We start from the raw sequence: 24,411 nt of genomic DNA, 5'->3' as shown, positions 1-24,411 counted from the left end.
CCTGCTGTAAAATGGGGTTATGGACGCATCCCTTCCCGATGAAAACGCCCGGCTCAGGGCGCTGCTGCTGGAGCAGCAGACCACCATCCGCAAAATGGCGGAGTATAACCGCCTGCTCTCACAGCGGGTGGCGGCGTACGCCAGCGAAATCAACCGGCTGAAGGCGCTGATCACTAAGCTTCAGCGCATGCAGTTCGGCAAAAGCTCCGAAAAGCTGCGTGAGAAAACGCAGCGCCAGGTGCGCGAGGCTGAAGAGCGCATCGGCGCCCTGCAGGAGGAGATGGCTGAGGCGCTGGGTGAGCAGCATGACCCGGTGGTTCCGCAACCGCTGCGCCAGTCTTCTGCCCGTAAACCATTACCGGCCACACTCCCCCGCGAAACCCGCACGCTGTCGCCGGCAGAAACCGCCTGCCCGTCGTGCGGCGGAGAGCTCAGCGCGCTGGGCTGCGACGTATCGGAGCAGCTGGAGCTCATCAGCAGCGCCTTTAAGGTTATCGAAACGCAGCGGCCAAAACTGGCCTGCTGTGGATGTGACCACATCGTTCAGGCGACCATGCCGGCAAAACCCATAGAGCGCAGCTACGCGGGTCCCGGGCTGCTGGCGCGCATCGTCACGGCAAAGTTCGCAGAGCACACGCCTCACTATCGTCAGTCAGAGATATACCGGCGTCAGTGCGTGGAGCTGAGTCGTGCCACACTGGGGCGCTGGTCCGGTGCGGTCAGCGAACTGCTGGAGCCGCTGTATGACCTGCTGCGCCAGTACGTGCTGATTCCGGGCAAGGTGCATACCGACGATATCCCTGTGCCGGTTCAGGAGCCGGGCAGCGGTAAAACCCGCACGGCCCGGCTGTGGGTCTACGTGCGGGACGACCGTAACGCGGGCTCACCGCTTCCCCCGGCGGTGTGGTTCGCGTACTCGCCGGACCGTAAGGGGATACATCCGCAGCAACACCTTGCCGGATACAGCGGTATCCTGCAGGCCGATGCTTACGGCGGCTACAACGCACTGTACGAAGACGGCCGTATCGCCGAAGCGGCCTGCATGGCGCACGCCCGGCGAAAAATCCATGACGTTCACGTCCGCACACCGACCGACGTCACAACCGAAGCGCTGAAGCGCATCGGTAAACTGTATGCCATCGAGGCGGAGATACGCGGCAGCCCGGCAGAGGAGCGGCTGGCGGTCCGGAAAGAGCAGACGGTCCCGCTGATGCAGTCGCTGTACGACTGGGTACAGGCACAGATGAAGGTGCTGTCGCGCCACTCGGATACGGCGAAGGCGTTCTCGTACCTGCTGAAGCAGTGGGATGCGCTGAACCTGTACTGCAGCAACGGCTGGGCCGAGATAGACAATAACATCGCAGAGAACGCGCTGCGTGGCGTTGCCCTGGGGCGGAAAAACTGGCTGTTCGCGGGTTCAGACGCGGGCGGGGAACGTGCTGCGGTACTGTACTCGCTGATCGGCACCTGCCGGCTTAACGGCGTGGAACCGGAGGCGTGGCTGCGTTACGTCATCGGTCATATCCAGGACTGGCCGGTGAACCGGGTCCGTGATCTGCTGCCCTGGAAGGTCGATCTCACTTTTGTCTGAGCGTCAATACGGTCTGGATGAGACGCTTACTTTCAGGCCTGCCCGCTTTTTCTTTTTATATTATGTAACTTAAAACGCTGTTTTCTGAAGGCGCAAATCGTGCAGGATGCGCGCTGTGCGTCTGAAACGAAAAAAGCGCCTGAAGGCGCTTTTCTCTGAATTGGTGGGTCGTGCAGGATATACCCCGGCCCGTCCGGGGCCTCGCCCTGCGGGTGATGCTGGCGCATCAGTCTGAATCGCTCCCGGCGATTCAGTCGAACCTGCAACAGGTCACATCCTGCACGTTAAGTACTGTGCGTCTGAAACGAAAAAAGCGCCTGAAGGCGCTTTTTTCTGAATTGGTGGGTCGTGCAGGATTCGAACCTGCGACCAATTGATTAAAAGTCAACTGCTCTACCAACTGAGCTAACGACCCGCTGAGGTGCTGACAACCTTTCAAACCTGGCGGGCTTGAGAATAAGATGGTGGGTCGTGCAGGATTCGAACCTGCGACCAATTGATTAAAAGTCAACTGCTCTACCAACTGAGCTAACGACCCATCTAAGATTGTGAAGCAATGCTGAAGGCGTCTCTTGAGGAACAAGTCCGGCGGGAGATGGTGGGTCGTGCAGGATTCGAACCTGCGACCAATTGATTAAAAGTCAACTGCTCTACCAACTGAGCTAACGACCCATCTTCAGGCTTGCCAGACACGCTTGCATTGTGTCCCGGCAACGGCGGCATATATTACTGATTTACCGAGGCAGCACAACCCTTATTTTCTGTTAAAGGATCTGATTGCTCACCTTTCATGCGGCAAGACCAGAAATCAAACGAAAACCGGCCTGGCCTGCACACATTACAATCCGGACAGACGTTTTTGGGCTTGTTTAGCCGAGTCAGTGTTCGGATAAAGTTTGATCACCTGCTGGAACACCGCTTTGGCTTTCGCCGTGTCGTTTTTCTCCTGCATGATGACGCCAACTTTCAGCAACGCTTCTGACGCCTTAGGTGATTTTGGATAATTTTTCACCACCGTCGCGTAATAATACGCCGCGTCGTCCTTTTTCCCTTTGTTATAAAACAGCTGACCCAGCCAGTAATTGGCATTCGGCTGATAGGTCGAATCAGGATAACGTTTTACCCATGCCTGTAGCGCGGTAATCGCCTGATCGTACTGCTTCTTCTCAAGGATTAACGCAACCGCAGCATTGTAGTCGCTATTCGCGTCACCGCTTTGTACTGGCGTCCCTGAGGAAGCCGCAGCGCCCGCTTCGCCACCAGCGCTGGCTGCCGCACTTGCATCGCCTGCTGCCTGCTGTTCACCCTTGTTGCCGCTGCTCAGACTGTCGATCTGTTGATAGATCTGTTTCTGGCGCTCAACAACCTGGTTTAGCTGGTAGGTATTTTGCTGGATTTGCCCACGCAGCGAATCAATATCGCTTTGGTTATCGCTCATTTGCTGCTGCAGTTGTTGCAGAAGCTGAGCCTGGGCATTCGAGATTCGTTCAAGAGTGGTGACACGGTCTTCGACCGAGCCGGACCCAACGCTACTGATTGACGCCTGGGCATTAGCGGCCCAGGGGGCCGCTACGCCAATCAGTAACGACAGACTCAACAGATAACGTCTGAAGTTACTAATCATATGATTCTCTTAGTAGACCAGAACTGCACGACGGTTTTTAGCGTAAGCAGCTTCGTCATGACCCAGAACGGCTGGCTTCTCTTTACCGTAAGAAACGATAGACATCTGGTCCGCAGACACGCCTTTACCTTGCAGGTACATTTTCACCGCGCTAGCGCGACGTTCGCCCAGAGCGATGTTGTATTCCGGCGTGCCGCGCTCATCCGCATGACCTTCAATGGTCACTTTGTAAGATGGGTTGCTACGCAGGAAAGCAGCGTGCTGATCCAGCATTTGAGCGTAATCAGACTGAACGTCATATTTATCCAGACCGAAATACACAATGTTGTTCTGCTGCAGCTGTTGCATTTGCAGACGCGCTTGCTCGTCAGAAGACATGTTACCGCTGTTCGCGCCAGCACCGTAAGCACCATCGCCAGCGCCGCCCATGCCAGTTTGATCGTTGTTGTTGTTTTTGTGTGAGCTACAAGCCGCTACCGCCAAAACCGGCAGAGCCAGCATTAAACCTTTCAGCACTTTGTTCAGTTGCATTTCTAAAATCCCGTTATTGTTTATTGTTTGCAATGCCTGTGTTGTCAGGCATTACAGATACGGCGACCAGGCAGGGAATTTAACCTGTCCATCAGTAGCCGGAAGACGCGCTTTGAAACGTCCGTCGGTTGAAACCAACTGCAGCACGGAACCCATCCCCTGAGTAGAGCTATAGATTACCATTGTGCCGTTCGGTGCAAGGCTCGGCGTTTCATCCAGGAACGAGTCCGTTAACGTTTGAACGGCTCCCGTTTCCAGATCCTGTCTGGCGACGTGCTGAGCACCACCATTGGTGCTGATCATCACCATTGTTTTGCCATCTGTAGCGACGTCCGCATCCTGGTTCTGACCACCTTCCCAGGTAATACGCTGCGGTGTGCCGCCATTGATGCCAATCTTATAGATTTGAGGTGCACCAGCCTGGTCTGAGGTATACGCCAGCGTCTGGCTGTCCGGAAACCAGGTAGGCTCGGTGCTGTTGTAACGGCCATTCGTTACCTGACGAACCTGACCAGAACCTAAATCCATGACGTAGAGGTTAAGGCTGCCGGTTTTCGACAAAGCGAACGCCAGTTTCGATCCATCTGGCGAGAACGATGGCGCACCGTTGTGACGCGGATAAGAGGCAATCTGACGGATTGCGCCGTTAGATAATGTCTGCACCACCAGCGCCGATTTGCCGCTTTCAAAGGTCACATAAGCCACTTTGCTCCCGTCAGGAGACCAGGCCGGAGACATCAAGGGTTGTGGTGAACGATGCACCACAAACTGGTTGTAGCCATCGTAATCAGCAACCCGCAGCTCATACGGGAACTGGCCGCCGTTAGTCTGTACAACGTAAGCGATACGGGTACGGAAAGCGCCTTTAATACCGGTCAGTTTCTGAAAGGCTTCATCGCTGGCAGTGTGTGCCGCATAACGCAGCCACTGTTTAGTCACTTTATAGGAGTTCTGCGATAGCACGGTCCCTGGCGCAGCACCCGTATCGACCAGCTGATAAGAAACTTGATAGCTGCCATCCGGGTTAGACTGAACCTGTCCTACCACCACAGCATCAATACCTAAGGCGCTCCAGGCAGCGGGCTGCACTTCCTGCGCGCTGGTTGGCTGCTGCGGCAGTCGTGAACGATCGAGGGGGTTGAATTTGCCGCTGTTACGCAAATCAGCGGCTACGATGCCACCAATGTCCTCTGGGGCCGCGCCTGAACCTGTCCATTTAAACGGAACCACGCCAATTGGACGCGCAGTATTGACGCCTTGAGTGATCTCAATGCGAACTTCTGCATGCAGCATCGCTGCCCACAGTAATAGAAAAAAACTTAACGATACGCGAAGTACTTGCTTCATTTTTTCTCCCTTATCTGAACCTCAGTCCACGATAATTGGCACTGTTCCTGGAAACCATGAGTACGACTAAAATACGGCAAGCTAACCTTAGATCAACCTGCCGTAACTTACTGCATTATTCCGGTCTAAAACGCATTGGCGCATTTTTAAACACTTCATACACCGCCTGTGAAGGCGGTTTCGGAATATGGGCTTGCTTAGCGGCTGCTATTGCAGCCTGACACAACGCGGGATCGCCGCCCTCTGCCTTAACGTCAACCAACAAGCCATCCGGCGCAAGTTTAATACGTAAATCACAGCTTTTTCCGCGATACAGATCCGCATCATAGAAACGGCTCTGAATTGCGCTGGTGATTTGGCCTAAATAGGCGTTGACATCTGCGCCTGACGCCCCGGCTTTCTTCTGATTTCCCTGCCCCGCCGCCCCATTTGAGGTGCCACTTTTCGGTGCATTCTTACCGGAAGCTAAGCCGCCTAACAAATCATCAACGTCGCTGTCATTTTTTGCCGCTGCCGCTGCCGCTTTTTTCTTCGCGTCGGCAGCCGCTTTAGCTTTGGCGGCTGCATCAGCTTTGGCTTTGGCAGCTGCATCGGCCTTAGCTTTAGCTTCTGCGGCGGCTTTTTCTTTAGCGGCTTCAGCCGCTTTTTCTTTGGCTTCCTGTGCCGCTTTCGCTTTGGCCTCGGCATCTGACTTCGCTTTCGCAGCTGCAGCCGCTTTGGCTTCCTGTGCGGCTTTTTCTTTTGCCGCCGCTGCGGCGGCAGCTTTGGCCTGCTGATCGGCCTGTTTCTTAGCGTCAGCCGCTGCCTGCTTCGCCTGCTCTTCTGCTTGCTGCTTTGCCTCGGCGGCAGCTTTAGCCTGGGCGTCCGCCTGCGCTTTTGCCTCAGCTTTGGCTTTCGCCGCAGCGGCTTCGGCAGCTTTTTGCTGATCCTGCGCTTGCTTTGCCGCAGCTTCAGCGGCTTTCTGTTGCTCGGCCTGCTGTTTGGCTTGTTCTTTCGCCGCTTCCTGCGCCTGCAAACGCTCTTTTTCTAACGCTTTCAGGCGCTGCTGCTCAGCGGCCTGCTTCTGTTGAAGCTCTTCAGCTTGCTGCTGTGCCTGTTTTTTACGCTGTTGTTCAGCACGTTTACTGTCGCTTTGCTGATTTTGCTGACGGTTATACTGCTCCACCACCGCACCGGGATCGACCATCACCGCATCAATATCGCTGCCGCCACCGCCGCCGCTGGCTTCAATGTGCTCGTTAAACGAGCTCCATATCAGCAAAGCAATCAGCACAATATGCAGAATCACCGATACAATTATCGCGCGCTTTAACTTCTCGTTTTGCTCGGTTGCCTTCGACACTCTCGGTTCCCAAAAAACGGTTCGACTTTAAATCGGCTGCGTCATCAAACCGACAGATTTAACACCCGCCTGGTGCAACAGGTTAAGCGCCTTGATGATTTCGTCGTAGGGCACTTCTTTCGCCCCTCCAATCAAAAAGACAGTCTTTGGATTCGCTTGCAGCTGGCGCTGCGCTTCGCTAATTACCTGCTCAGGTGGCAACTGCTCCATGCGATCGTGATCCACCACCAGGCTGTATTGACCTACGCCCGATACTTCAACAATCACGGGCGGATTATCATCACTGGAGACGGTTTTCGAATCCGTTGCATCCGGTAAGTCCACTTCCACGCTCTGGGTAATAATGGGTGCCGTCGCCATAAAAATCAGCAGCAGCACCAGCAGGACGTCCAGCAGCGGAACAATGTTGATTTCCGACTTCAGTTCGCGGCGACCGCGACCACGCACTCTGGCCATCGTTAACCTCTATTTACTTAGCGCTTTCGCTGGAGAAGGCCTGGCGATGCAGGATGGCCGTGAACTCTTCCATGAAGTTGTCATAGCCCTGCTCCAGTTTATTTACGCGCTGGTTCAGGCGGTTGTACGCCATAACCGCTGGGATCGCGGCGAACAGACCGATTGCCGTGGCGATCAATGCTTCTGCGATACCGGGCGCAACCATTTGCAACGTCGCCTGTTTCACCGCACCTAACGCGATAAAGGCATGCATAATGCCCCAGACCGTCCCGAAGAGTCCGATATAGGGGCTGATTGACCCTACCGTGCCCAGGAAAGGAATATGGTTTTCCAGCGCTTCCAGCTCACGGTTCATGGAGATGCGCATGGCGCGACCAGCGCCTTCCACCACAGCTTCGGGCGCGTGGCTGTTTACACGATGCAGGCGGGCAAACTCTTTGAAACCGGCATAGAAAATTTGCTCAGAACCAGACAGTTCTTCACGGTGTTCCTGGCTTTCCTGATACAGGCGAGACAGTTCAATACCGGACCAAAACTTGTCTTCAAACGCTTCTGCTTCGCGCCCCGCCGCGTTCAAAATACGTGTCCGCTGAATGATGATTGCCCAGGAGGCAATCGAAAAGCCGATCAAAATCAACATGATAAGTTTGACCAGAAGGCTCGCCTTCAGGAACAAATCAAGAATGTTCATGTCAGTCACTGCTTAAACTCCGCGACAATAGACTTTGGAAGCGCAATCGGCTTCATTAGATGTGGGTTGATGCAGGCAATCAGGACCTCTGCTTCATTGAGCACCTTGCCTTCTGCATTCACGATACGTTGGGAGAATGTCATCGTGGCACGCGTCATAGACGTCACTTCACTCTGAATTTCCAGAAGATCGTCAAGACGTGCCGCCGAAAGATAGTCCACCGTCATCCGCCGTACCACAAAAGCAACCTGCTGTTCCAGCAGCGCTTGTTGATTGAAATGGTGCTGTCGCAACATCTCGGTACGTGCTCGTTCATAAAAAGCGATATAGCTGGCGTGATAAACCACACCACCGGCATCAGTGTCTTCGTAGTAGACCCGAACCGGCCAGCGAAACAGCGTTGTACTCACTCTACATCCCGGCCTCATTTTAAACGTTGCTACTATACGCAAGACAATTAGGGTTTGGAATGGGTGGCCAGAGCCAGGAGAAAATAATTATTAGTCCGTAACAATCAGAACGATGACAGAAAGGTTTCTTGACCCAATACTGACAAAAAATCACCGTCAGCACCGATTTTGAAAGGAAAAGTCAGGAATAAAACCAGTAAATACCAACAAGCAAAATTAGCAAAGCCGGTAATGGTAAAAACAGCGCCTGCCAGCGGATTTGTCTGGGACGGAAACCCACACCGTGAATAACACCCGTACATACCGCCCAGATACCCAAAAAGCCCTGCCAAACCGCCAGGTTACTGGATTGCGCCGCATAGCGTGATGGATCCCAAAATAAGCATCCCGCCAGCAGTAAAGAAAGAATCAGCGAAAGGGCCCGTAGCGGACCCTTATCTGTCAGACGATATTGCGTCCGAATCAGCTGGCGCATCAGGCGTGATCGTCCTTAGCCGCGCTGTCTTCAACGTGTTCAATCGCCAGCGCGGTGACAATACCAAAGGCACAAGCCAGCAGCGTGCCGAGAATCCAGGCAAAATACCACATGCATCGTCTCCTTAATTAATACAGCGAGTGCGTATTGCTCTCGATGTGTTCTTTGGTGATACGGCCAAACATTTTGTAGTAACACCAGGCGGTATACGCGAGGATGATCGGTACAAAAATGATAGCAGCGAAGGTCATAACGGTTAGCGTCAGCGAGCTGGACGTTGCATCCCACATGGTCAGGCTAATATTCGGCACTGTGCTGGAAGGCATAATGAACGGGAATAGCGCAATGCCTGCTGTCATGATGACACACGCCAGGGTCATCGAAGAGAAGATAAATGCCCAGGCACTTTTCTCACATCGCGAGCAAACAACGGTCATCAGCGGTAATAACACGCCCAGCAGCGGAAACAGCCACAGCACGGGCATATTCTGGAAGTTGGTCATCCACGCACCGGCTTCACGCACGACGGTTTTACCCAACGGGTTAGAGGCTGCGTGATGATCGATGACGCTGGTTACTACATACCCGTCGATGCCGTATTTCACCCACAAACCTGCCAGCACAAAGCACACCAGCATGACCAGCGCGGCAATCTGTGCAGCGGTACGTGAGCGTAAATGCAGTTCGCCAGTGGTACGCATCTGTAGATAAGTTGCGCCCTGGGTCAGAATCATAGCCACGCTAATTACGCCAGCCAGCAGACCAAACGGATTAAGCAGCTGGAAGAAATTGCCCGTGTAAAACAGACGCAAATATTCATCTGCATGGAACGGAACGCCTTGCAGCAGGTTACCGAACGCCACACCAATAACTAATGGCGGAATGAAGCTACCAATGAAAATGCCCCAGTCCCACATGCCGCGCCAGCGCATGTCCTCAATCTTCGAACGATAATCAAAACCGATGGGGCGAAAGAACAGTGAAGCCAGCACCAGAATCATCGCCACATAAAAGCCTGAAAACGCAGCGGCATAGACCATTGGCCAGGCGGCAAACAGCGCCCCGCCGGCGGTGATCAGCCAAACCTGGTTCCCATCCCAATGTGGCGCAATGCTATTAATCATAATGCGGCGTTCGGTATCGGTGTGGCCCAACAGGCGCGTTAGCATGCCAACGCCCATGTCAAAACCGTCGGCAATCGCAAAACCAATCAGCAAAATGCCAATCAGCAGCCACCAGACAAAGCGCAGCACTTCATAATCAAACATAGGGGTTCTCCTTATCCACGCACCGGCTGAGTACTTGCCGCGATCTGTTCATGATGGTAACGCCCAGTTTTCAGGCTGCTTGGGCCAAGGCGCGCAAACTTGAACATCAGATACATCTCGGCCACCAGGAACAGTGTGTAAAGTCCACAGATCAAAATCATAGAGAATAAGATGTCGCCCACGGTCAATGATGAATTGGCGACCGCTGTTGGCAGTACTTCACCAATCGCCCACGGCTGACGGCCATATTCTGCGACAAACCAACCGGCCTCAACCGCGATCCAGGGCAGCGGAATGCCATATAACGCGGCTTTCAGCAGCCAGCGACTCTTACCGATGCGATTACGAATCACGCTCCAGAACGACAGCACAATCACAGCCAGCAGCAGTACGCCACACAGCACCATGATGCGGAAAGAGAAGTAAAGTGGCGCAACGCGTGGAATGGAATCTTGTATCGCTTTTTGGATTTGTGCTTCGGTCGCATTCGCCACATTCGCGGTATAACGCTTCAGCAGCAAACCGTAGCCGAGATCCTGTTTGCTGTTATTAAAGGCTTCGCGCACCGCTGGATCCTGACTGCCGCTGCGCAACTCATTCAACAAAGCGTAAGCTTTCATGCCGTTGCGTATACGAACTTCGTGCTGCGCCATCAACTCTTTCAGGCCGGTTACTGGCGTATCGACTGAGCGTGTCGCGATCAGGCCAAGCAGGTACGGAATCTGAATGGCATATTTATTTTTCTGCGAATCCTGTTCTGGCAGGCCAAACAGCGTGAAAGCCGCAGGTGCGGGTTGGGTTTCCCACTCGGCTTCAATTGCCGCCAGTTTAGTTTTTTGCACATCGCCCATTTCATAGCCAGACTCGTCACCCAGTACGATGACGGAGAGCACCGCCGCCATACCGAAACTGGCCGCGATGGCAAACGACCGTTTAGCGAAAGCCATGTCACGGCCTTTCAGCAGATACCAGGCGCTAATACCCAGAATGAACATCGCCCCGGTGGTATAACCCGCCGCTACCGTGTGCACAAATTTTACCTGCGCAACCGGATTCAACACCAGCTCGGAAAAGCTCAGCATCTCCATACGCATGGTCTCAAAGTTAAATTCGGAGGCGATCGGGTTCTGCATCCAGCCGTTCGCGACCAGGATCCATAAAGCAGACATGTTAGACCCCAGCGCAACCAGCCAGGTCACCGCCAGGTGCTGCACTTTGCCCAGACGATCCCAGCCAAAGAAGAAAAGCCCAACGAAAGTGGATTCGAGGAAGAACGCCATCAATCCTTCAATGGCCAGCGGCGCCCCAAAAATATCGCCGACATAGTGAGAATAATAGGACCAGTTCGTACCGAACTGAAATTCCATGGTCAGGCCGGTAGCCACCCCCAGCGCAAAGTTGATGCCAAACAACTTGCCCCAGAATTTGGTCATATCTTTATAGATTTGTTTGCCACTGAGGACGTAGACCGTTTCCATTATTGCCAGCAAAAACGCCATACCCAGCGTTAACGGGACAAACAGGAAGTGGTACATTGCCGTCAAAGCAAACTGTAAACGAGACAGCTCGACGATATCTAGCATATTAACTCCTTGCTCTTCACATCCACTCTCTTTAGCGATATGACGCGCTAAATAAGAGTCAGGAACGACTGATTATTGATTCCAGTTTGTTACCGACAGAACAGGTAAAAGTGCTGCCCGATATGAGCGAATAACGAGATTTTGAAACCCTGAAAAAGCGTCAAAACAAGCCAGATGCTTAGACACATGCAAAATAATCAAAGAAATTTGATGAAATCCCGTATTCCGCAAGCGTTTGAAAGTTTTTGTAAAAGGCTGGATTGATGCAACGCAATTTAAGCCTTTAACTTTGCGCTTTTCCAGTGATAAACTTTGTTATATATCGTCAATAATTGATCTGAATTAAAGTAATAACTTTCTATACCTGTTCAGCTCGCTGGGTTGTTAATAAGGTGTCAATATTTTCCAGGATTGTAAGGAAGATTATTACTTTTATCGTTTTTTATTAACCTCAGATACTTTTGTGCTAAAGGTTAGCATCTGCCGTAAATAAAAGGAAGGTGAGAGGGAAATATCTACTGAGGGCTTTTCGGGTAGATATAATGTTTGTCCGCATGTATATGGGAAGTGGCACAGGGTCGGATTTTACGATCCCCCTTTTCCCCTTACGCTGGCATCTTTACCCTTCGCTCACTTCTCCCAGGCTGGACACGAGAATGTATCTCTTAAACTGCTGCGTACCCGGCACGCATAAAAAAGGCCACACAAGGTGGCCTGAAATTAAAAAGCGTAAAGCTTATTTTGCTGGCAGAACAGCTTTCACTGCTTCGCCAATATCGGCAAGGCTGCGAACAGTTTTCACACCAGCCGCTTCCAGGGCTGCAAATTTTTCATCCGCAGTGCCTTTACCGCCTGCAATGATGGCGCCAGCGTGGCCCATACGTTTACCTTTTGGCGCAGTCACGCCGGCGATATATCCTACAACCGGTTTGGTGACATGTTCTTTGATGAACGCAGCCGCTTCTTCTTCTGCGCTACCACCAATTTCACCAATCATCACGATCGCTTCAGTTTGCGGATCGTCCTGGAACAGTTTCAGGATGTCAATAAAGTTAGAACCCGGAATCGGGTCACCACCGATACCGACACACGTTGACTGGCCGTAACCAATATCCGTTGTCTGCTTAACGGCTTCATAAGTCAGCGTACCGGAACGCGAAACGATGCCCACACGTCCTGGCTGATGAATGTGGCCCGGCATAATACCGATCTTACATTCGCCTGGCGTGATCACACCCGGACAGTTTGGTCCAATCATACGTACGCCCGCTTCATCCAGCTTCACTTTCACTGTCAGCATATCCAGCGTTGGGATACCTTCAGTGATCGTAATAATCAGCTTGATGCCCGCTTCGATCGCTTCCAGGATACCGTCTTTGCAGAACGGTGCCGGAACGTAGATCACCGTAGCCGTTGCGCCGGTGGCTTCCACGGCTTCACGTACGGTGTTGAACACCGGCAGACCAAGGTGAGTGGTGCCGCCTTTACCTGGCGTGACGCCGCCAACCAGCTGCGTACCATAAGCCAGCGCCTGCTCAGAGTGGAATGTACCCTGTCCGCCGGTGAATCCCTGGCAAATGACTTTGGTGTTTTTGTCGATCAAAATGGACATTATTTACCCTCCGCAGCAGCAACAACACGCTGTGCCGCGTCTGTCAGGCTAGTTGCTGCAATGATATTCAGACCGCTGTCCGCCAGTTTCTGCGCGCCCAGCTCGGCGTTGTTACCTTCCAGACGTACCACTACCGGCACGTTCACACCCACTTCAGCGACTGCGCCAATGATGCCGTCGGCAATCAGGTCACAGCGCACGATGCCGCCGAAGATGTTAACGAATACGGCTTTAACCGCATCATCAGACAGAATGATTTTGAAGGCTTCGGTAACGCGTTCTTTGGTTGCGCCGCCGCCAACGTCAAGGAAGTTAGCCGGCTGGCCGCCATGGTGTTTCACAATATCCATGGTGCCCATTGCCAAACCTGCGCCGTTAACCATACAGCCGATATTGCCTTCCAGCGCAACGTAGTTCAGTTCCCACTGCGTAGCGTGTGCTTCACGTGGATCTTCCTGGCTTGGATCACGCATTTCGCGCAGTTCTGGTTGACGGAACAACGCATTGCCATCAGCGCCCAGTTTGCCATCCAGACACACCAGATCGCCCTGCTTAGTGATCACCAGCGGATTGATCTCTACCAGCGCCAGATCGCGCTCCAGGAACATCGTTGCCAGACCCATGAAAATTTTGGTGAACTGGCTAACTTGCTTGCCGGACAAGCCGAGCTTAAACGCCAACTCGCGGCCTTGATACGGCTGCGGTCCGGTCAGCGGATCAAGCGCCATTTTGTGGATCAGATGCGGGGTTTCTTCCGCAACTTTTTCAATTTCTACGCCGCCTTCGGTCGATGCCATGAAAACAACGCGACGCGTCGCACGGTCAACAACAGCACCCAAATACAGCTCTTGATCGATGTCGGTCGCGGCTTCAACCAGGATCTGGTTGACCGGTTGGCCATCGGCGTCAGTCTGGTAGGTCACCAGACGCTTGCCGAGCCAGTTTTCCGCAAACGCGCGAATCTCTTCTTTACTGTTAACGACTTTCACACCGCCCGCTTTACCGCGGCCACCGGCATGAACCTGACATTTAACTACCCACGGACCTGCGCCAATTTTAGACGCGGCTTCTTCCGCTTCACGTGGTGTAGTACAGGCGTAACCCGTTGGTGCCGGCATGCCATACCGTGCAAACAGCTGTTTCGCCTGGTATTCGTGTAAGTTCATGATGTTCTATCCATTCAGGTCTGAAAAGAGTAATAAGGTGGGCGCGCCGTACGCGCCCGGTAAAAATCAGACGTCCAGCAGCAGACGCGTAGGATCTTCCAGCATCTCTTTCACCGCAACCAGATAGCCAACAGATTCGCGACCATCGATCAGGCGATGATCATAGGAGAGCGCCAGATACATCATTGGCAGCACGACAACCTGACCATTCACCGCCATAGGACGATCTTTAATGGCATGCATGCCAAGGATCGCGCTCTGTGGTGGGTTGATGATCGGCGTAGACATCAACGAGCCGAATACGCCGCCATTAGTAATGGTGAAGTTACCGCCAGTCAGATCCTCTACGGTTAGTTTACCGTCGCGGCCTTTCACCGCCAGCTCTTTAATTTTCTTCTCGATGTCGGCCATGCTTAACGCATCAACATCACGCAGCACCGGGGTAACCAGGCCACGCGGCGTAGATACCGCAATGCTGACATCGAAGTAGTTGTGATACACCACATCTTCGCCATCAATAGAAGCATTCACTTCTGGATAACGTTTCAGGGCTTCCACCACCGCTTTAATATAGAAAGACATAAAGCCCAGGCGCACGCCGTGACGTTTTTCAAACGCCTCGCCGTATTGCTTGCGCAAATCCATAATCGGCTTCATGTTCACTTCATTGAAGGTGGTCAGCATCGCAGTGCTGTTCTTCGCTTCCAGAAGGCGTTCAGCCACACGCTTACGCAAACGTGTCATCGGTACACGTTTTTCGCTGCGATTAGCCACGGCCTGCTGCGGTGCAGCTTCGACGGCTGGCGCGGCGGTTTTCGCGGCTTCTGGTTTCTTCGCCAGATGCTTTTCTACATCTTCGCGAGTAATACGACCACCCACTCCACTGCCTTTGATTTGCGAGGCATCAAGGTTGTGTTCAGCGATCAGGCGGCGAATAGCCGGGCTGAGTGCATCGTTGCTCTCTTCTTCCAGCGAAGCTGTCTGACGCTGAGCCGGCGTAGACTCTTTGCTGTCAGCTTTAGCGCTGGTCTCTTTCCCGCCGCTATTGCCTTCTTTTAAACGACCAAGAATCTGGCGAGACGTTACGGTTGCCCCTTCATCTTCCAGCACGGCTTCCAAAACGCCGTCGGCGGAGGCAGGCACTTCCAGTACCACTTTGTCAGTTTCGATCTCTACCAGTACTTCATCACGTGTGACGGCATCGCCTGGTTTTTTGTGCCAGGTTGCCACGGAGGCATCGGCAACGGATTCAGGCAGGTCGGGAACGAGAATATCTACGCTACTCATTATCTTTCCTTTTAATTAATCAACGTTCAGCGCGTCATTAACCAGGTCTTGCTGCTGTTTTTGGTGTACGGACATATAACCTACGGCCGGTGAAGCGGATGCCGGACGGCCTGCATAACGCAGAGTGGCGCCAAACGGCACAACTTCGCGGAAATGATGCTGGCTACAGTACCAGGCACCTTGGTTTAGTGGCTCTTCCTGACACCAGACAAAGTCCTGCACATGGGAATACGCTTTCAAAATTTCTTGTACAGCCTGATGCGGGAACGGGTAAAGCTGCTCAATACGCACAATAGCGACATTGGTCTGCTCGTTTTTACGACGCTGTTCCAGCAGATCGTAATAAACTTTACCGGCACACATCACGACGCGTTTAACGCCTTGTGGATCGAGTTCGTCGATTTCACCGATTGCTGGCTGGAAGCTGCCTTCCGCTAATTCATCCAGCGAAGAAATTGCCAGAGGATGACGCAGCAGCGACTTCGGTGACATAACGATCAGCGGGCGGCGCATACCACGTAACGCCTGACGACGCAGCATATGGTAAACCTGCGCAGGGGTAGACGGCACGCAAACCTGCATATTCTGTTCAGCACAGAGCTGCAAATAACGTTCCAGACGGGCGGAGGAGTGCTCCGGTCCCTGGCCTTCGTAGCCGTGCGGCAGCAGCATCACCAGACCACACATCCGGCCCCACTTCTGCTCTCCAGAGCTGATGAACTGATCGATAACCACCTGCGCACCGTTTGCGAAGTCACCAAACTGGGCTTCCCAGATAGTCAGAATGCGCGGTTCAGCAGTGGCATAGCCGTATTCAAAAGCCAGTACCGCTTCTTCTGACAAGACGGAGTCCCAGACTTTGAATTGCCCCTGGCCGCTGTGTACATGGTGCAGCGGCGTATAGGTTGAACCATTAGCCTGGTTATGGATGACCGCATGGCGATGGAAGAAAGTACCGCGACCGGTATCTTCACCTGACAGACGAACCGGAATCCCTTCGTCCACCAGTGTGGCGTAGGCCAGGTTTTCCGCGCCGCCCCAGTCAAAGGCTTTGTTTCCTTCAGCCATCTCTTTACGATCGTTGTAAATTTTCGCTACGCGAGCCTGAACTTCAACTTCTTCCGGGATCTGACTGATACGACGAGCCAGTTCCTGCAAACGCTTCTTGTCCACCTGCGCCGGATAAGCTTCATCCCACTCATGGTTAAGATACGGCGACCAGGTAAAAGAGTGCAGGCTCATTGGGCGCCATTCAGGCACCACACATTCGCCTTCATCCAGCGCATCGCGATAGAGATTGACCATTTCGGTGGCATCTCCCTGGCTAACAATGCTTTCACTTTCCAGACGGTCAGCGTAAATCTTACGTGGCGTTGGATGCTTTTTGATCTTTTGGTACATCAACGGTTGGGTTGCGCTTGGCTCATCCGCTTCGTTATGGCCATGACGGCGATAACACACCAGATCAATAAACACATCACGCTTGAAGGTGTTGCGATAATCCAGCGCCAGACGGGTAATAAAGGCAACCGCTTCCGGGTCATCCGCATTGACGTGGAAAATCGGTGCCAGCACCATTTTGCCGATGTCAGTGCAATAAGGCGTTGAGCGGGCGTCTTTCGGATTAGAGGTGGTGAACCCCACCTGGTTGTTGATCACGATGCGAACGGTGCCGCCCACTTCGTAACCCCGCGCCTGGGACATATTCAGCGTTTCCTGCACCACACCCTGGCCGATCACCGCCGCATCACCATGGATGGTAATAGGAAGCACTTTATTGCTGCCTGGCTCGGCCAGCCGATCCAAACGGGCACGCACTGAACCCATCACCACTGGACTAACAATTTCAAGATGCGATGGGTTAAACGCCAGTGCCAGATGCACTAAGCCGCCTTCGGTTTCCACGTCTGACGAGAAGCCCATGTGATACTTCACGTCGCCAGTGCCGAGATGCTCTTTATGCTTACCAGAGAATTCATCAAACAAATCCTGTGGTTTTTTACCCAGCACGTTAATCAGAACGTTGAGACGACCGCGGTGTGCCATACCCAGCACCACTTCACGCGTACCGCTTTTGCCAGCATGACGAATCATCTCGCGCAGCATGGGAACTAAAGCGTCGCCGCCTTCCAGCGAGAAGCGTTTAGCGCCGGGAAATTTCGCGCCCAGATATTTCTCCAGGCCTTCTGCCGCAGTCAGCTCTTTCAGAAAAACTTTTTTCTCTTCGCCACTGAAAGAGGCCTGGCCCATCACCGATTCAAGACGCTGCTGAATCCAGCGTTTCTCTTCGGTGTTATTGATGTGCATATACTCTGCACCAATCGAGCCGCAGTAAGTCTGCTTCAGCGCATCGAACAGTTCGGACAGCTTCATGGTTTCTTTGCCGCCGGCAAAAGAACCTACATTAAAGCTTTCCTGAAAGTCGGCTTCGGTCAGATCGTGAAATGCCGGATCCAGATCGGCAACACGATCCTGTTTCCACAGGCCGAGCGGATCCAAACTGGCGTGCTGATGACCGCGGAAACGAAACGCGTTTATCAGCTGCAGCACTTTCACTTGCCTGGAATTTGTTGCTGGATCGGAAACTGAAGAGGTGTAACGAGATGCGTCTTTCGCCAGGCGACGGAAATATTCACGTGTGGTGGAGTGAAACTGTTCTGGTTTCACGCCGGTGCCTGGGAGCTGTTGGAACATCGAGCGCCACACTGCATCGACAGAGTCAGGATCGGTCAGGAAATCCTCATAGAGTTGCTCTATGTAAGACTGATTCGCGCCTGCCAGCCAGGAAGAGTCCAGCCAGGGCTTCATCGCGCTGTTCTGCATTGTGATCCCTTAAGCATTGTTATGCTTTTTTGAGGTTTCATTTGTTGCCGCTTTCGCGGTTTGCCGTAGTGAGTTCAGCGATACGAGCACTGTGCGCAGCGCGCGCCCGGCCCGTAAGGGAACCTTTGTAAACGTGGTACATAACCGCGTTTACAGAGGCTTCCGTAAACCACCGGGAATCTGGCGTTCCCGGTGGGAATGTTACTTATGCTCCGCGTTGCAGCAGCATTGACTTGATATGACCAATAGCGCGCGTCGGGTTCAATCCTTTTGGACATACGCTCACACAGTTCATGATGCTATGACAGCGGAATACGCTGAAAGCATCATCAAGATTGTCGAGGCGTGCGTCCGTTTCCGTGTCACGACTGTCAATCAGGAAGCGATATGCCGCCAGCAAGCCGGCGGGTCCAATAAACTTGTCCGGATTCCACCAGAATGACGGGCAGGATGTTGAGCAGCAGGCGCAGAGAATACATTCGTATAATCCGTCCAGATGCTCACGTTCTGCCGGTGATTGCAGATACTCACGCGCTGGCGGATTTTCCCCATTATTCAATAAGAAAGGTTTAATTTTCTCATACTGCGCATAGAACTGACTCATGTCCACAACCAGATCGCGGACCACCGGCAAGCCAGGCAGCGGGCGGATAACAATTTTTTGTTTGCCGTTACCTAACGCTGAAATCGGAGTGATGCACGCCAGACCGTTTTTGCCGTTCATGTTCAGGCCATCTGAGCCACAAACCCCTTCACGGCACGAGCGGCGAAAAGCCAGGGTCGGATCTTTTTCTTTCAGACGGATTAGCGCGTCCAGCAACATCATGTCGCGCCCCTCTTCCGCTTCGAGGCTATACTCCTGCATACGCGGCTTGTCGTCGACGTCTGGATTGTAGCGATAAATTGAAAATTCGAATCTCATGATCGTCTCTCCGCAAATTAATAAGTACGCACTTTCGGCGGGAAGGCCGCGCGCAGTTTCGGCTGCATGTTCACCTCACGGCGCGTCATGCTCTCGGTTTGCGGGACATAAAGACTGTGGCACAGCCAGTTTTCATCATCACGATCCGGGTAGTCGAAGCGACTATGGGCACCACGGCTTTCGGTGCGGTAGTTTGCCGCCACAGCGGTGGCGTACGCAGTTTCCATCAGGTTATCCAGCTCCAGACACTCGATGCGCTGCGTGTTGAAGTCTGGCGAGCGATCGTCCAGACGCGCTGATTTCAGGCGCTCACGAATGCCTTTCAACTCTTCCAGCCCCTGCGCCATCGCATCACCTTCACGGAATACCGAGAAGTTGTTCTGCATGCAACGTTGCAGCGCTTTACGAATCTCAACCGGATCTTCTCCGGTAGTGTTGTTTTCCCAGCGATTGAAGCGTGCCATGGCTGCGTCAATTTCTTCTTCAGTTGCATCACGCAGCTCGCCCTGCTCAGTCATGCTTTCCAGCAGATGCAAACCCGCCGCGCGGCCAAACACCACTAAGTCAAGCAACGAGTTACCGCCGAGGCGGTTAGCGCCATGTACTGAGACGCAGGCGATTTCGCCGACAGCAAACAGACCGGGAATGACCACATCTTCGCCCTGCTCATTTACCCGCAGCGCCTGGCCAGTCACTTTAGTCGGAATGCCGCCCATCATATAGTGACAGGTTGGGATAACCGGGATCGGTTCCTTCACTGGATCAGCGTGGGCAAAGGTTCGGGACAATTCAAGAATACCTGGCAGACGTGACTCCAGAACATCTTTACCCAGGTGGTCCAGCTTCAGCTTGATATGCGGTCCCCAGGGACCTTCACAGCCGCGGCCTTCGCGGATTTCGATCATCATCGAACGGGCAACTACATCACGGCCCGCCAGATCTTTGGCGTTTGGCGCATAACGTTCCATAAAACGTTCGCCGTGTTTATTCAGCAGGTAACCGCCTTCACCACGGCAGCCCTCTGTAACCAATACGCCCGCCCCGGCGATACCGGTTGGGTGGAACTGCCACATTTCCATATCCTGCACCGGCACGCCGGCACGCAGCGCCATACCCACACCGTCGCCGGTATTGATGTGCGCATTCGTGGTGGACTGATAAATACGGCCTGCGCCACCGGTTGCCAGCACGGTCGCTTTCGCTTTGAAGTAAACAGTTTCACCGGTTTCGATGCAGATCGCGGTACAACCGACAATCGCGCCGTCTTCATTTTTCACCAGATCGAGCGCATACCATTCAGAAAAGATAGTGGTTTTATTTTTTAGGTTCTGCTGGTACAGCGTGTGCAACAAAGCATGACCGGTACGGTCAGCTGCCGCTGCAGTACGTGCCGCCTGCTCGCCGCCGAAATTTTTCGACTGACCACCAAACGGACGTTGATAAACACGACCATCTTCAAGACGCGAGAAAGGCAAGCCCATATGCTCCAGTTCCAGAATCGCTTCCGGCCCGGTTTTACACATATATTCAATCGCGTCCTGATCGCCAATGTAGTCGGAACCTTTGACGGTGTCGTACATATGCCATTCCCAGTTATCTTCATGGGTGTTACCCAGCGCAACGGTAATACCGCCTTGCGCAGATACAGTGTGGGAACGGGTCGGGAATACTTTAGATAACAGGGCGCAGGTTTGGCCCGACTGGGAGATTTGCAGTGCGGCTCGCATACCTGCGCCGCCTGCGCCGATCACCACGGCGTCAAATTCTCTGATTGGCAAACTCATTTACACACCCCACACCACAACAAATCCATAAATCGCATAGGACAACAACACCACCACGATTACCAATTGCAATACCAGACGCATCGCCAGCGTTTTGACGTAATCAGTCAAGACTTGCCACATGCCAATCCAACCGTGGATCAAGATGGAAAACAGCGTGAGTAAGGTGAATACTTTGGTAAAAGCAGAGGCGAAGAAACCACGCCAGATGTCATAGGTTAGCGTGTCGGTCATCACGACAAAGCCAAGTATATAGAGGATGTAGAGCGTAATAAGAATTGCAGAAGCCCGCAGCAGCAGCCAGTCCTGAACGCCGTTGCGACCCAATGCGGTTGCATTGCTTACCATACGAGGACTCCAGCCAAAATTGAAAGCACGACAGTAATACCAAATGCTACCTGAGCGGAACGAGTACCTGCTTGCAGAGTCTCAGCCAGATAACCAAAATCCATCAACATATGACGAATCCCGCCCACCGCGTGGTAAGCCAACGCTGTTAAAATGCCCCACATGATAAACTTCGCGAAGAAGCCATCCATAATGGTCGCAGCATGTTGGAAACCTTCCGGAGAGGAGAGAGACAGGCCCAGTAACCACAACAGAATGGCAAGCGCCACCAGGGTGATCACGCCAGTAACACGGTGAAGAATGGACGATATTGCAGTAACGGGAAACCGGATCGTCGAGAGATCCAAGTTGACAGGCCTTTGTTTTTTCACGGTTTTGCCCACACAGCTCTTTTTTATTTTGCTTCCTCCGGTCCTGAGGCAGAGTCAGATCACATGACATATTCAGACTTTAACCGTCACCAAAAAAGCAACATCCAGTGTTAATTGAAACGGTAGAAACGCTGGGTGGCTCCTGGTGTCAGGGAATTCCGGAGACCTCGGCAAAGTATAAGAGGATCACATTCTGATTACAATTCCCCTACAAACACTTTGGGAACATTTAGGTTGAACAGTGATCTCACTCACGATTTTCATATTTGATACAAATTTAATTATCTGATTTGACAATAGTTAAACAATTCAGTTACAAACTATCACCATAAACCCCTATGATGCACAAAAGTTATGGGGATACACTTTCCCCTAAGCTCAAGTTATGTAACATTGCGAGCGTGAGCCACAACAAGCATCAGGTTATTGGTTACCAAGAAGTTATGTCCAGACCGGATCTTTAACAACCGCGATATGCAGCATGACATGGCCTTACGGTTTCCGACTGGGAACGCGCCTCTCACTCTGTACCCTGCACCTGATTGATGACCGCAGAGTGATATTGTGAAGTTTTGCCGCTCGCAACATGAACGCTTTTCAGTTGTCTAAAGATCCTTACCTACATAAGGCGCTATGGAGACGAAAATGTCAGATAAAAAAGTGACGCTAACCTTACAAAACGATACGCCTGTTGAACTGGATGTGCTGAAAGGCACGTTGGGACAGGATGTGGTTGATGTGCGCACCCTTGGCTCAAAAGGGTTATTCACCTTCGATCCCGGTTTTACTTCTACAGCGTCCTGCGAATCCAAAATTACCTTTATTGATGGTGACGAAGGCATTCTGCTGCACCGTGGTTTTCCGATCGATCAGCTGGCTACCCACTCGAACTATCTGGAAGTATGCTACATCCTGCTGAATGGCGAAGTGCCGACTAAAAAGCAGTTCGATGAATTTTGCGAAACCGTTACCCGCCACACCATGATTCATGAGCAGATCACCCGTCTGTTCCATGGCTTCCGCCGCGATTCACATCCAATGGCGGTAATGTGCGGCGTCACCGGGGCACTGGCCGCGTTTTATCATGATTCACTGGACGTCAATATTGAACGCCATCGTGACATCGCCGCCTTCCGCCTGCTGTCAAAAATGCCAACCATGGCAGCGATGTGCTACAAATATTCCATCGGTCAACCTTTTGTTTATCCACGTAATGATCTGTCGTACGCCGGTAATTTCCTGCATATGATGTTTGCAACCCCTTGCGAAGAGTACAAGGTGAATCCGGTGCTGGAACGCGCCATGGATCGCATTCTGATTTTACATGCCGATCATGAGCAGAACGCCTCGACCTCAACTGTCCGTACTGCAGGTTCGTCTGGCGCGAATCCTTTTGCCTGTATCGCGGCCGGTATCGCTTCTTTGTGGGGACCAGCACACGGTGGTGCGAACGAAGCCTGCCTGCGTATGCTGGAAGAGATCAGTAACGTAGAGCACATTCCAGAATTTGTGCGTCGCGCGAAAGACAAAAATGACTCTTTCCGCCTGATGGGCTTTGGTCATCGTGTATATAAAAACTATGACCCACGCGCTACCGTAATGCGTGAAACCTGCCATGAAGTGCTGAATGAACTGGGCATGAAAGACGACCTGCTGGAAGTGGCGATGCAGCTGGAGCATATTGCGCTGAATGATCCGTACTTTATCGAGCGCAAACTCTATCCGAACGTGGATTTCTACTCGGGCATTATTCTGAAAGCGATGGGCATTCCATCCTCAATGTTCACTGTAATCTTTGCCATGGCGCGTACCGTTGGCTGGATTGCACACTGGAAAGAGATGCATGATGAAGGCATGAAAATTGCCCGTCCGCGTCAGCTTTATACCGGTTACACGGAACGTGAATTCAAGTCGCAGCTGGAAAAATAAGCATCCAGGAAGCCAAAAAGCGGGAATTTTCCCGCTTTTTTATTGGCCTTAAAATATTATACCTGACAGCCCGGACACCAATAGAATGGACGAGACGATAACGTGCCCTTCTCTATTAACGTTCCGCAACGGCGGCATTTTTTGCCCTGCCGGTGAAACGCTTCAAAGCGAAACGCCGCTTCATGATGATAATTTCTCATTGTTCCACGCATACGATAAGCGTGGCGCGGCACCGATAATAATGCCTCGCTGAATGCTGTCAGCTGCGCGTCGCTTAACGATTGCACACGATGATAAGGCAGTAGTTGAGCCAGCCAGAGAATTTCAACGCGTAGGTAATTTCCTAACCCTGCCAGAAAAGCCTGATCCAGTAACAATCCACTGAACTGACGACGACTAAAGCGCGGCGAAAGCAGCCGTGCTTTAACGTCTGCTACCGTTAGCGTGCTATTTAAAACGTCTGGTCCTATGCGATTCAGAAACGGATGAGTCGCTAATGTATCCGCATTCAGCAATTCAATATCCGAAGCGCTATATAATAAAATCGCCTGTTCAGCGCTAGCCAACCGGACGCGTAATTGCCGCTTAGTTTCCGGCTGGCTACCAGATGGTACGATGCGCCAGACGCCGTAAAGCTGATTATGACTATACAGCGTTAAACCGTTGCTGAAATGCGTCAGCAATGCCTTGCCACGCGTTTCAATCGCTTTGACCTGTTCACCCAGCAGCGCCGATTCGAAAGTTTTTAGTTCAGCAAAAGCAAACCATACATCCGTTAACGGTTGGCCGACAATGGCTGTTTCAAGCTGATCCGCCACACGACGGATCTCCGGTCCTTCTGGCATTCATCC

22 protein-coding genes and 3 tRNA genes are annotated in these 24,411 nt (G+C 52.6%); 2 read left to right on the top strand and 23 right to left on the bottom strand.

The window, feature by feature from the left end:
* Positions 1-19: 19 nt before the first annotated feature.
* Positions 20-1,591, top strand: a complete 1,572-nt coding sequence (gene tnpC, locus H2P46_RS10935) for an IS66 family transposase (RefSeq protein WP_193404199.1) — start codon at positions 20-22, stop codon at positions 1,589-1,591.
* 339 nt (positions 1,592-1,930) lie between these two features.
* Here tnpC and H2P46_RS10925 read toward each other — a convergent pair.
* The 22 genes from H2P46_RS10925 to sdhC all read right to left on the bottom strand — a co-directional run bounded on the left by H2P46_RS10925 (position 1,931) and on the right by sdhC (position 21,643).
* Positions 1,931-2,006: transfer RNA gene (locus tag H2P46_RS10925), tRNA-Lys, on the bottom strand.
* Positions 2,007-2,053: 47 nt separating this feature from the next.
* Positions 2,054-2,129, bottom strand: a tRNA-Lys gene (locus H2P46_RS10920).
* Positions 2,130-2,187: 58 nt separating this feature from the next.
* Positions 2,188-2,263, bottom strand: a tRNA-Lys gene (locus H2P46_RS10915).
* Positions 2,264-2,429: 166 nt separating this feature from the next.
* A complete protein-coding gene (gene cpoB, locus H2P46_RS10910; RefSeq protein WP_193405101.1) occupies positions 2,430-3,215 on the bottom strand; it encodes a cell division protein CpoB in 786 nt (261 codons plus the stop codon).
* 9 nt (positions 3,216-3,224) lie between these two features.
* Complete coding sequence (pal, locus tag H2P46_RS10905) at positions 3,225-3,746, bottom strand: peptidoglycan-associated lipoprotein Pal (RefSeq protein ID WP_193405100.1); 522 nt, start codon at positions 3,744-3,746, stop codon at positions 3,225-3,227.
* A 51-nt stretch (positions 3,747-3,797) separates the two neighbouring features.
* Positions 3,798-5,093, bottom strand: a complete 1,296-nt coding sequence (tolB, locus tag H2P46_RS10900; RefSeq protein WP_193405099.1) for a Tol-Pal system beta propeller repeat protein TolB — start codon at positions 5,091-5,093, stop codon at positions 3,798-3,800.
* 115 nt (positions 5,094-5,208) lie between these two features.
* Complete coding sequence (gene tolA / locus H2P46_RS10895; RefSeq protein ID WP_193405098.1) at positions 5,209-6,435, bottom strand: cell envelope integrity protein TolA; 1,227 nt, start codon at positions 6,433-6,435, stop codon at positions 5,209-5,211.
* A 27-nt stretch (positions 6,436-6,462) separates the two neighbouring features.
* On the bottom strand, positions 6,463-6,891 hold the full coding sequence (gene tolR / locus H2P46_RS10890; protein WP_193405097.1) for a colicin uptake protein TolR: 429 nt from the start codon (positions 6,889-6,891) through the stop codon (positions 6,463-6,465).
* A 13-nt stretch (positions 6,892-6,904) separates the two neighbouring features.
* Positions 6,905-7,591, bottom strand: a complete 687-nt coding sequence (gene tolQ, locus H2P46_RS10885; RefSeq protein WP_193405096.1) for a Tol-Pal system protein TolQ — start codon at positions 7,589-7,591, stop codon at positions 6,905-6,907.
* Positions 7,588-7,992, bottom strand: coding sequence for a tol-pal system-associated acyl-CoA thioesterase (ybgC, locus tag H2P46_RS10880; RefSeq protein WP_006118464.1), 405 nt, complete (start codon positions 7,990-7,992; stop codon positions 7,588-7,590). Before ybgC ends, tolQ begins: the two co-directional genes overlap by 4 nt.
* Positions 7,993-8,173: 181 nt before the next feature.
* Positions 8,174-8,467: a cyd operon protein YbgE gene (gene ybgE / locus H2P46_RS10875; RefSeq protein ID WP_193405095.1), complete on the bottom strand. Its 294-nt coding sequence runs from the start codon at positions 8,465-8,467 to the stop codon at positions 8,174-8,176.
* A complete protein-coding gene (gene cydX, locus H2P46_RS10870) occupies positions 8,467-8,580 on the bottom strand; it encodes a cytochrome bd-I oxidase subunit CydX (RefSeq protein ID WP_193405094.1) in 114 nt (37 codons plus the stop codon). Before cydX ends, ybgE begins: the two co-directional genes overlap by 1 nt.
* 15 nt (positions 8,581-8,595) lie before the next feature.
* Positions 8,596-9,735 (bottom strand): cytochrome d ubiquinol oxidase subunit II, encoded by a 1,140-nt coding sequence (gene cydB, locus H2P46_RS10865; protein WP_193405093.1) that lies wholly within the window; start codon positions 9,733-9,735, stop codon positions 8,596-8,598.
* An 11-nt stretch (positions 9,736-9,746) separates the two neighbouring features.
* The gene (cydA, locus tag H2P46_RS10860) at positions 9,747-11,318 is read right to left on the bottom strand and encodes a cytochrome ubiquinol oxidase subunit I (RefSeq protein WP_193405092.1); all 1,572 of its coding nucleotides are present in this window, start codon (positions 11,316-11,318) and stop codon (positions 9,747-9,749) included.
* A gap of 736 nt (positions 11,319-12,054) precedes the next feature.
* Entirely contained in the window at positions 12,055-12,930 is an 876-nt protein-coding gene (sucD, locus tag H2P46_RS10855) for a succinate--CoA ligase subunit alpha (protein ID WP_193405091.1), read from the bottom strand.
* On the bottom strand, positions 12,930-14,096 hold the full coding sequence (gene sucC / locus H2P46_RS10850) for an ADP-forming succinate--CoA ligase subunit beta (RefSeq protein ID WP_193405090.1): 1,167 nt from the start codon (positions 14,094-14,096) through the stop codon (positions 12,930-12,932). The genes sucD and sucC overlap by 1 nt, the downstream gene beginning before the upstream one ends.
* 66 nt (positions 14,097-14,162) lie before the next feature.
* A complete protein-coding gene (gene odhB / locus H2P46_RS10845; RefSeq protein ID WP_193405089.1) occupies positions 14,163-15,383 on the bottom strand; it encodes a 2-oxoglutarate dehydrogenase complex dihydrolipoyllysine-residue succinyltransferase in 1,221 nt (406 codons plus the stop codon).
* A gap of 15 nt (positions 15,384-15,398) precedes the next feature.
* Positions 15,399-18,206 carry a 2-oxoglutarate dehydrogenase E1 component gene (gene sucA, locus H2P46_RS10840; protein ID WP_193405088.1) on the bottom strand — a complete coding sequence of 936 codons (2,808 nt, stop codon included), beginning with the start codon at positions 18,204-18,206 and terminating at the stop codon, positions 15,399-15,401.
* A 205-nt stretch (positions 18,207-18,411) separates the two neighbouring features.
* Positions 18,412-19,128, bottom strand: a complete 717-nt coding sequence (locus H2P46_RS10835; protein WP_193405087.1) for a succinate dehydrogenase iron-sulfur subunit — start codon at positions 19,126-19,128, stop codon at positions 18,412-18,414.
* Positions 19,129-19,145: 17 nt separating this feature from the next.
* Positions 19,146-20,912, bottom strand: a complete 1,767-nt coding sequence (sdhA, locus tag H2P46_RS10830; RefSeq protein WP_193405086.1) for a succinate dehydrogenase flavoprotein subunit — start codon at positions 20,910-20,912, stop codon at positions 19,146-19,148.
* Positions 20,913-21,260, bottom strand: a complete 348-nt coding sequence (gene sdhD, locus H2P46_RS10825; protein WP_193405085.1) for a succinate dehydrogenase membrane anchor subunit — start codon at positions 21,258-21,260, stop codon at positions 20,913-20,915. It abuts the gene before it with no gap.
* Positions 21,254-21,643 carry a succinate dehydrogenase cytochrome b556 subunit gene (sdhC, locus tag H2P46_RS10820; RefSeq protein ID WP_193405084.1) on the bottom strand — a complete coding sequence of 130 codons (390 nt, stop codon included), beginning with the start codon at positions 21,641-21,643 and terminating at the stop codon, positions 21,254-21,256. The genes sdhD and sdhC overlap by 7 nt, the downstream gene beginning before the upstream one ends.
* A gap of 633 nt (positions 21,644-22,276) precedes the next feature.
* Between sdhC and H2P46_RS10815 the strand changes: the two genes are divergently transcribed.
* A complete protein-coding gene (locus H2P46_RS10815) occupies positions 22,277-23,560 on the top strand; it encodes a citrate synthase (protein ID WP_193405083.1) in 1,284 nt (427 codons plus the stop codon).
* Positions 23,561-23,616: 56 nt separating this feature from the next.
* Here H2P46_RS10815 and nei read toward each other — a convergent pair whose 3' ends face one another.
* A complete protein-coding gene (nei, locus tag H2P46_RS10810; protein WP_193405082.1) occupies positions 23,617-24,405 on the bottom strand; it encodes an endonuclease VIII in 789 nt (262 codons plus the stop codon).
* Between the last annotated feature and the right edge of the window lie 6 nt (positions 24,406-24,411).

Origin of the sequence: Mixta mediterraneensis (genome assembly GCF_014946725.1) — a bacterium.
Taxonomy (GTDB): Bacteria; Pseudomonadota; Gammaproteobacteria; order Enterobacterales; family Enterobacteriaceae; genus Pantoea; species Pantoea mediterraneensis.
The sequence above is the reverse complement of the archived record's forward strand: the minus strand, read 5'-3'. Positions and strand labels throughout refer to the sequence as shown.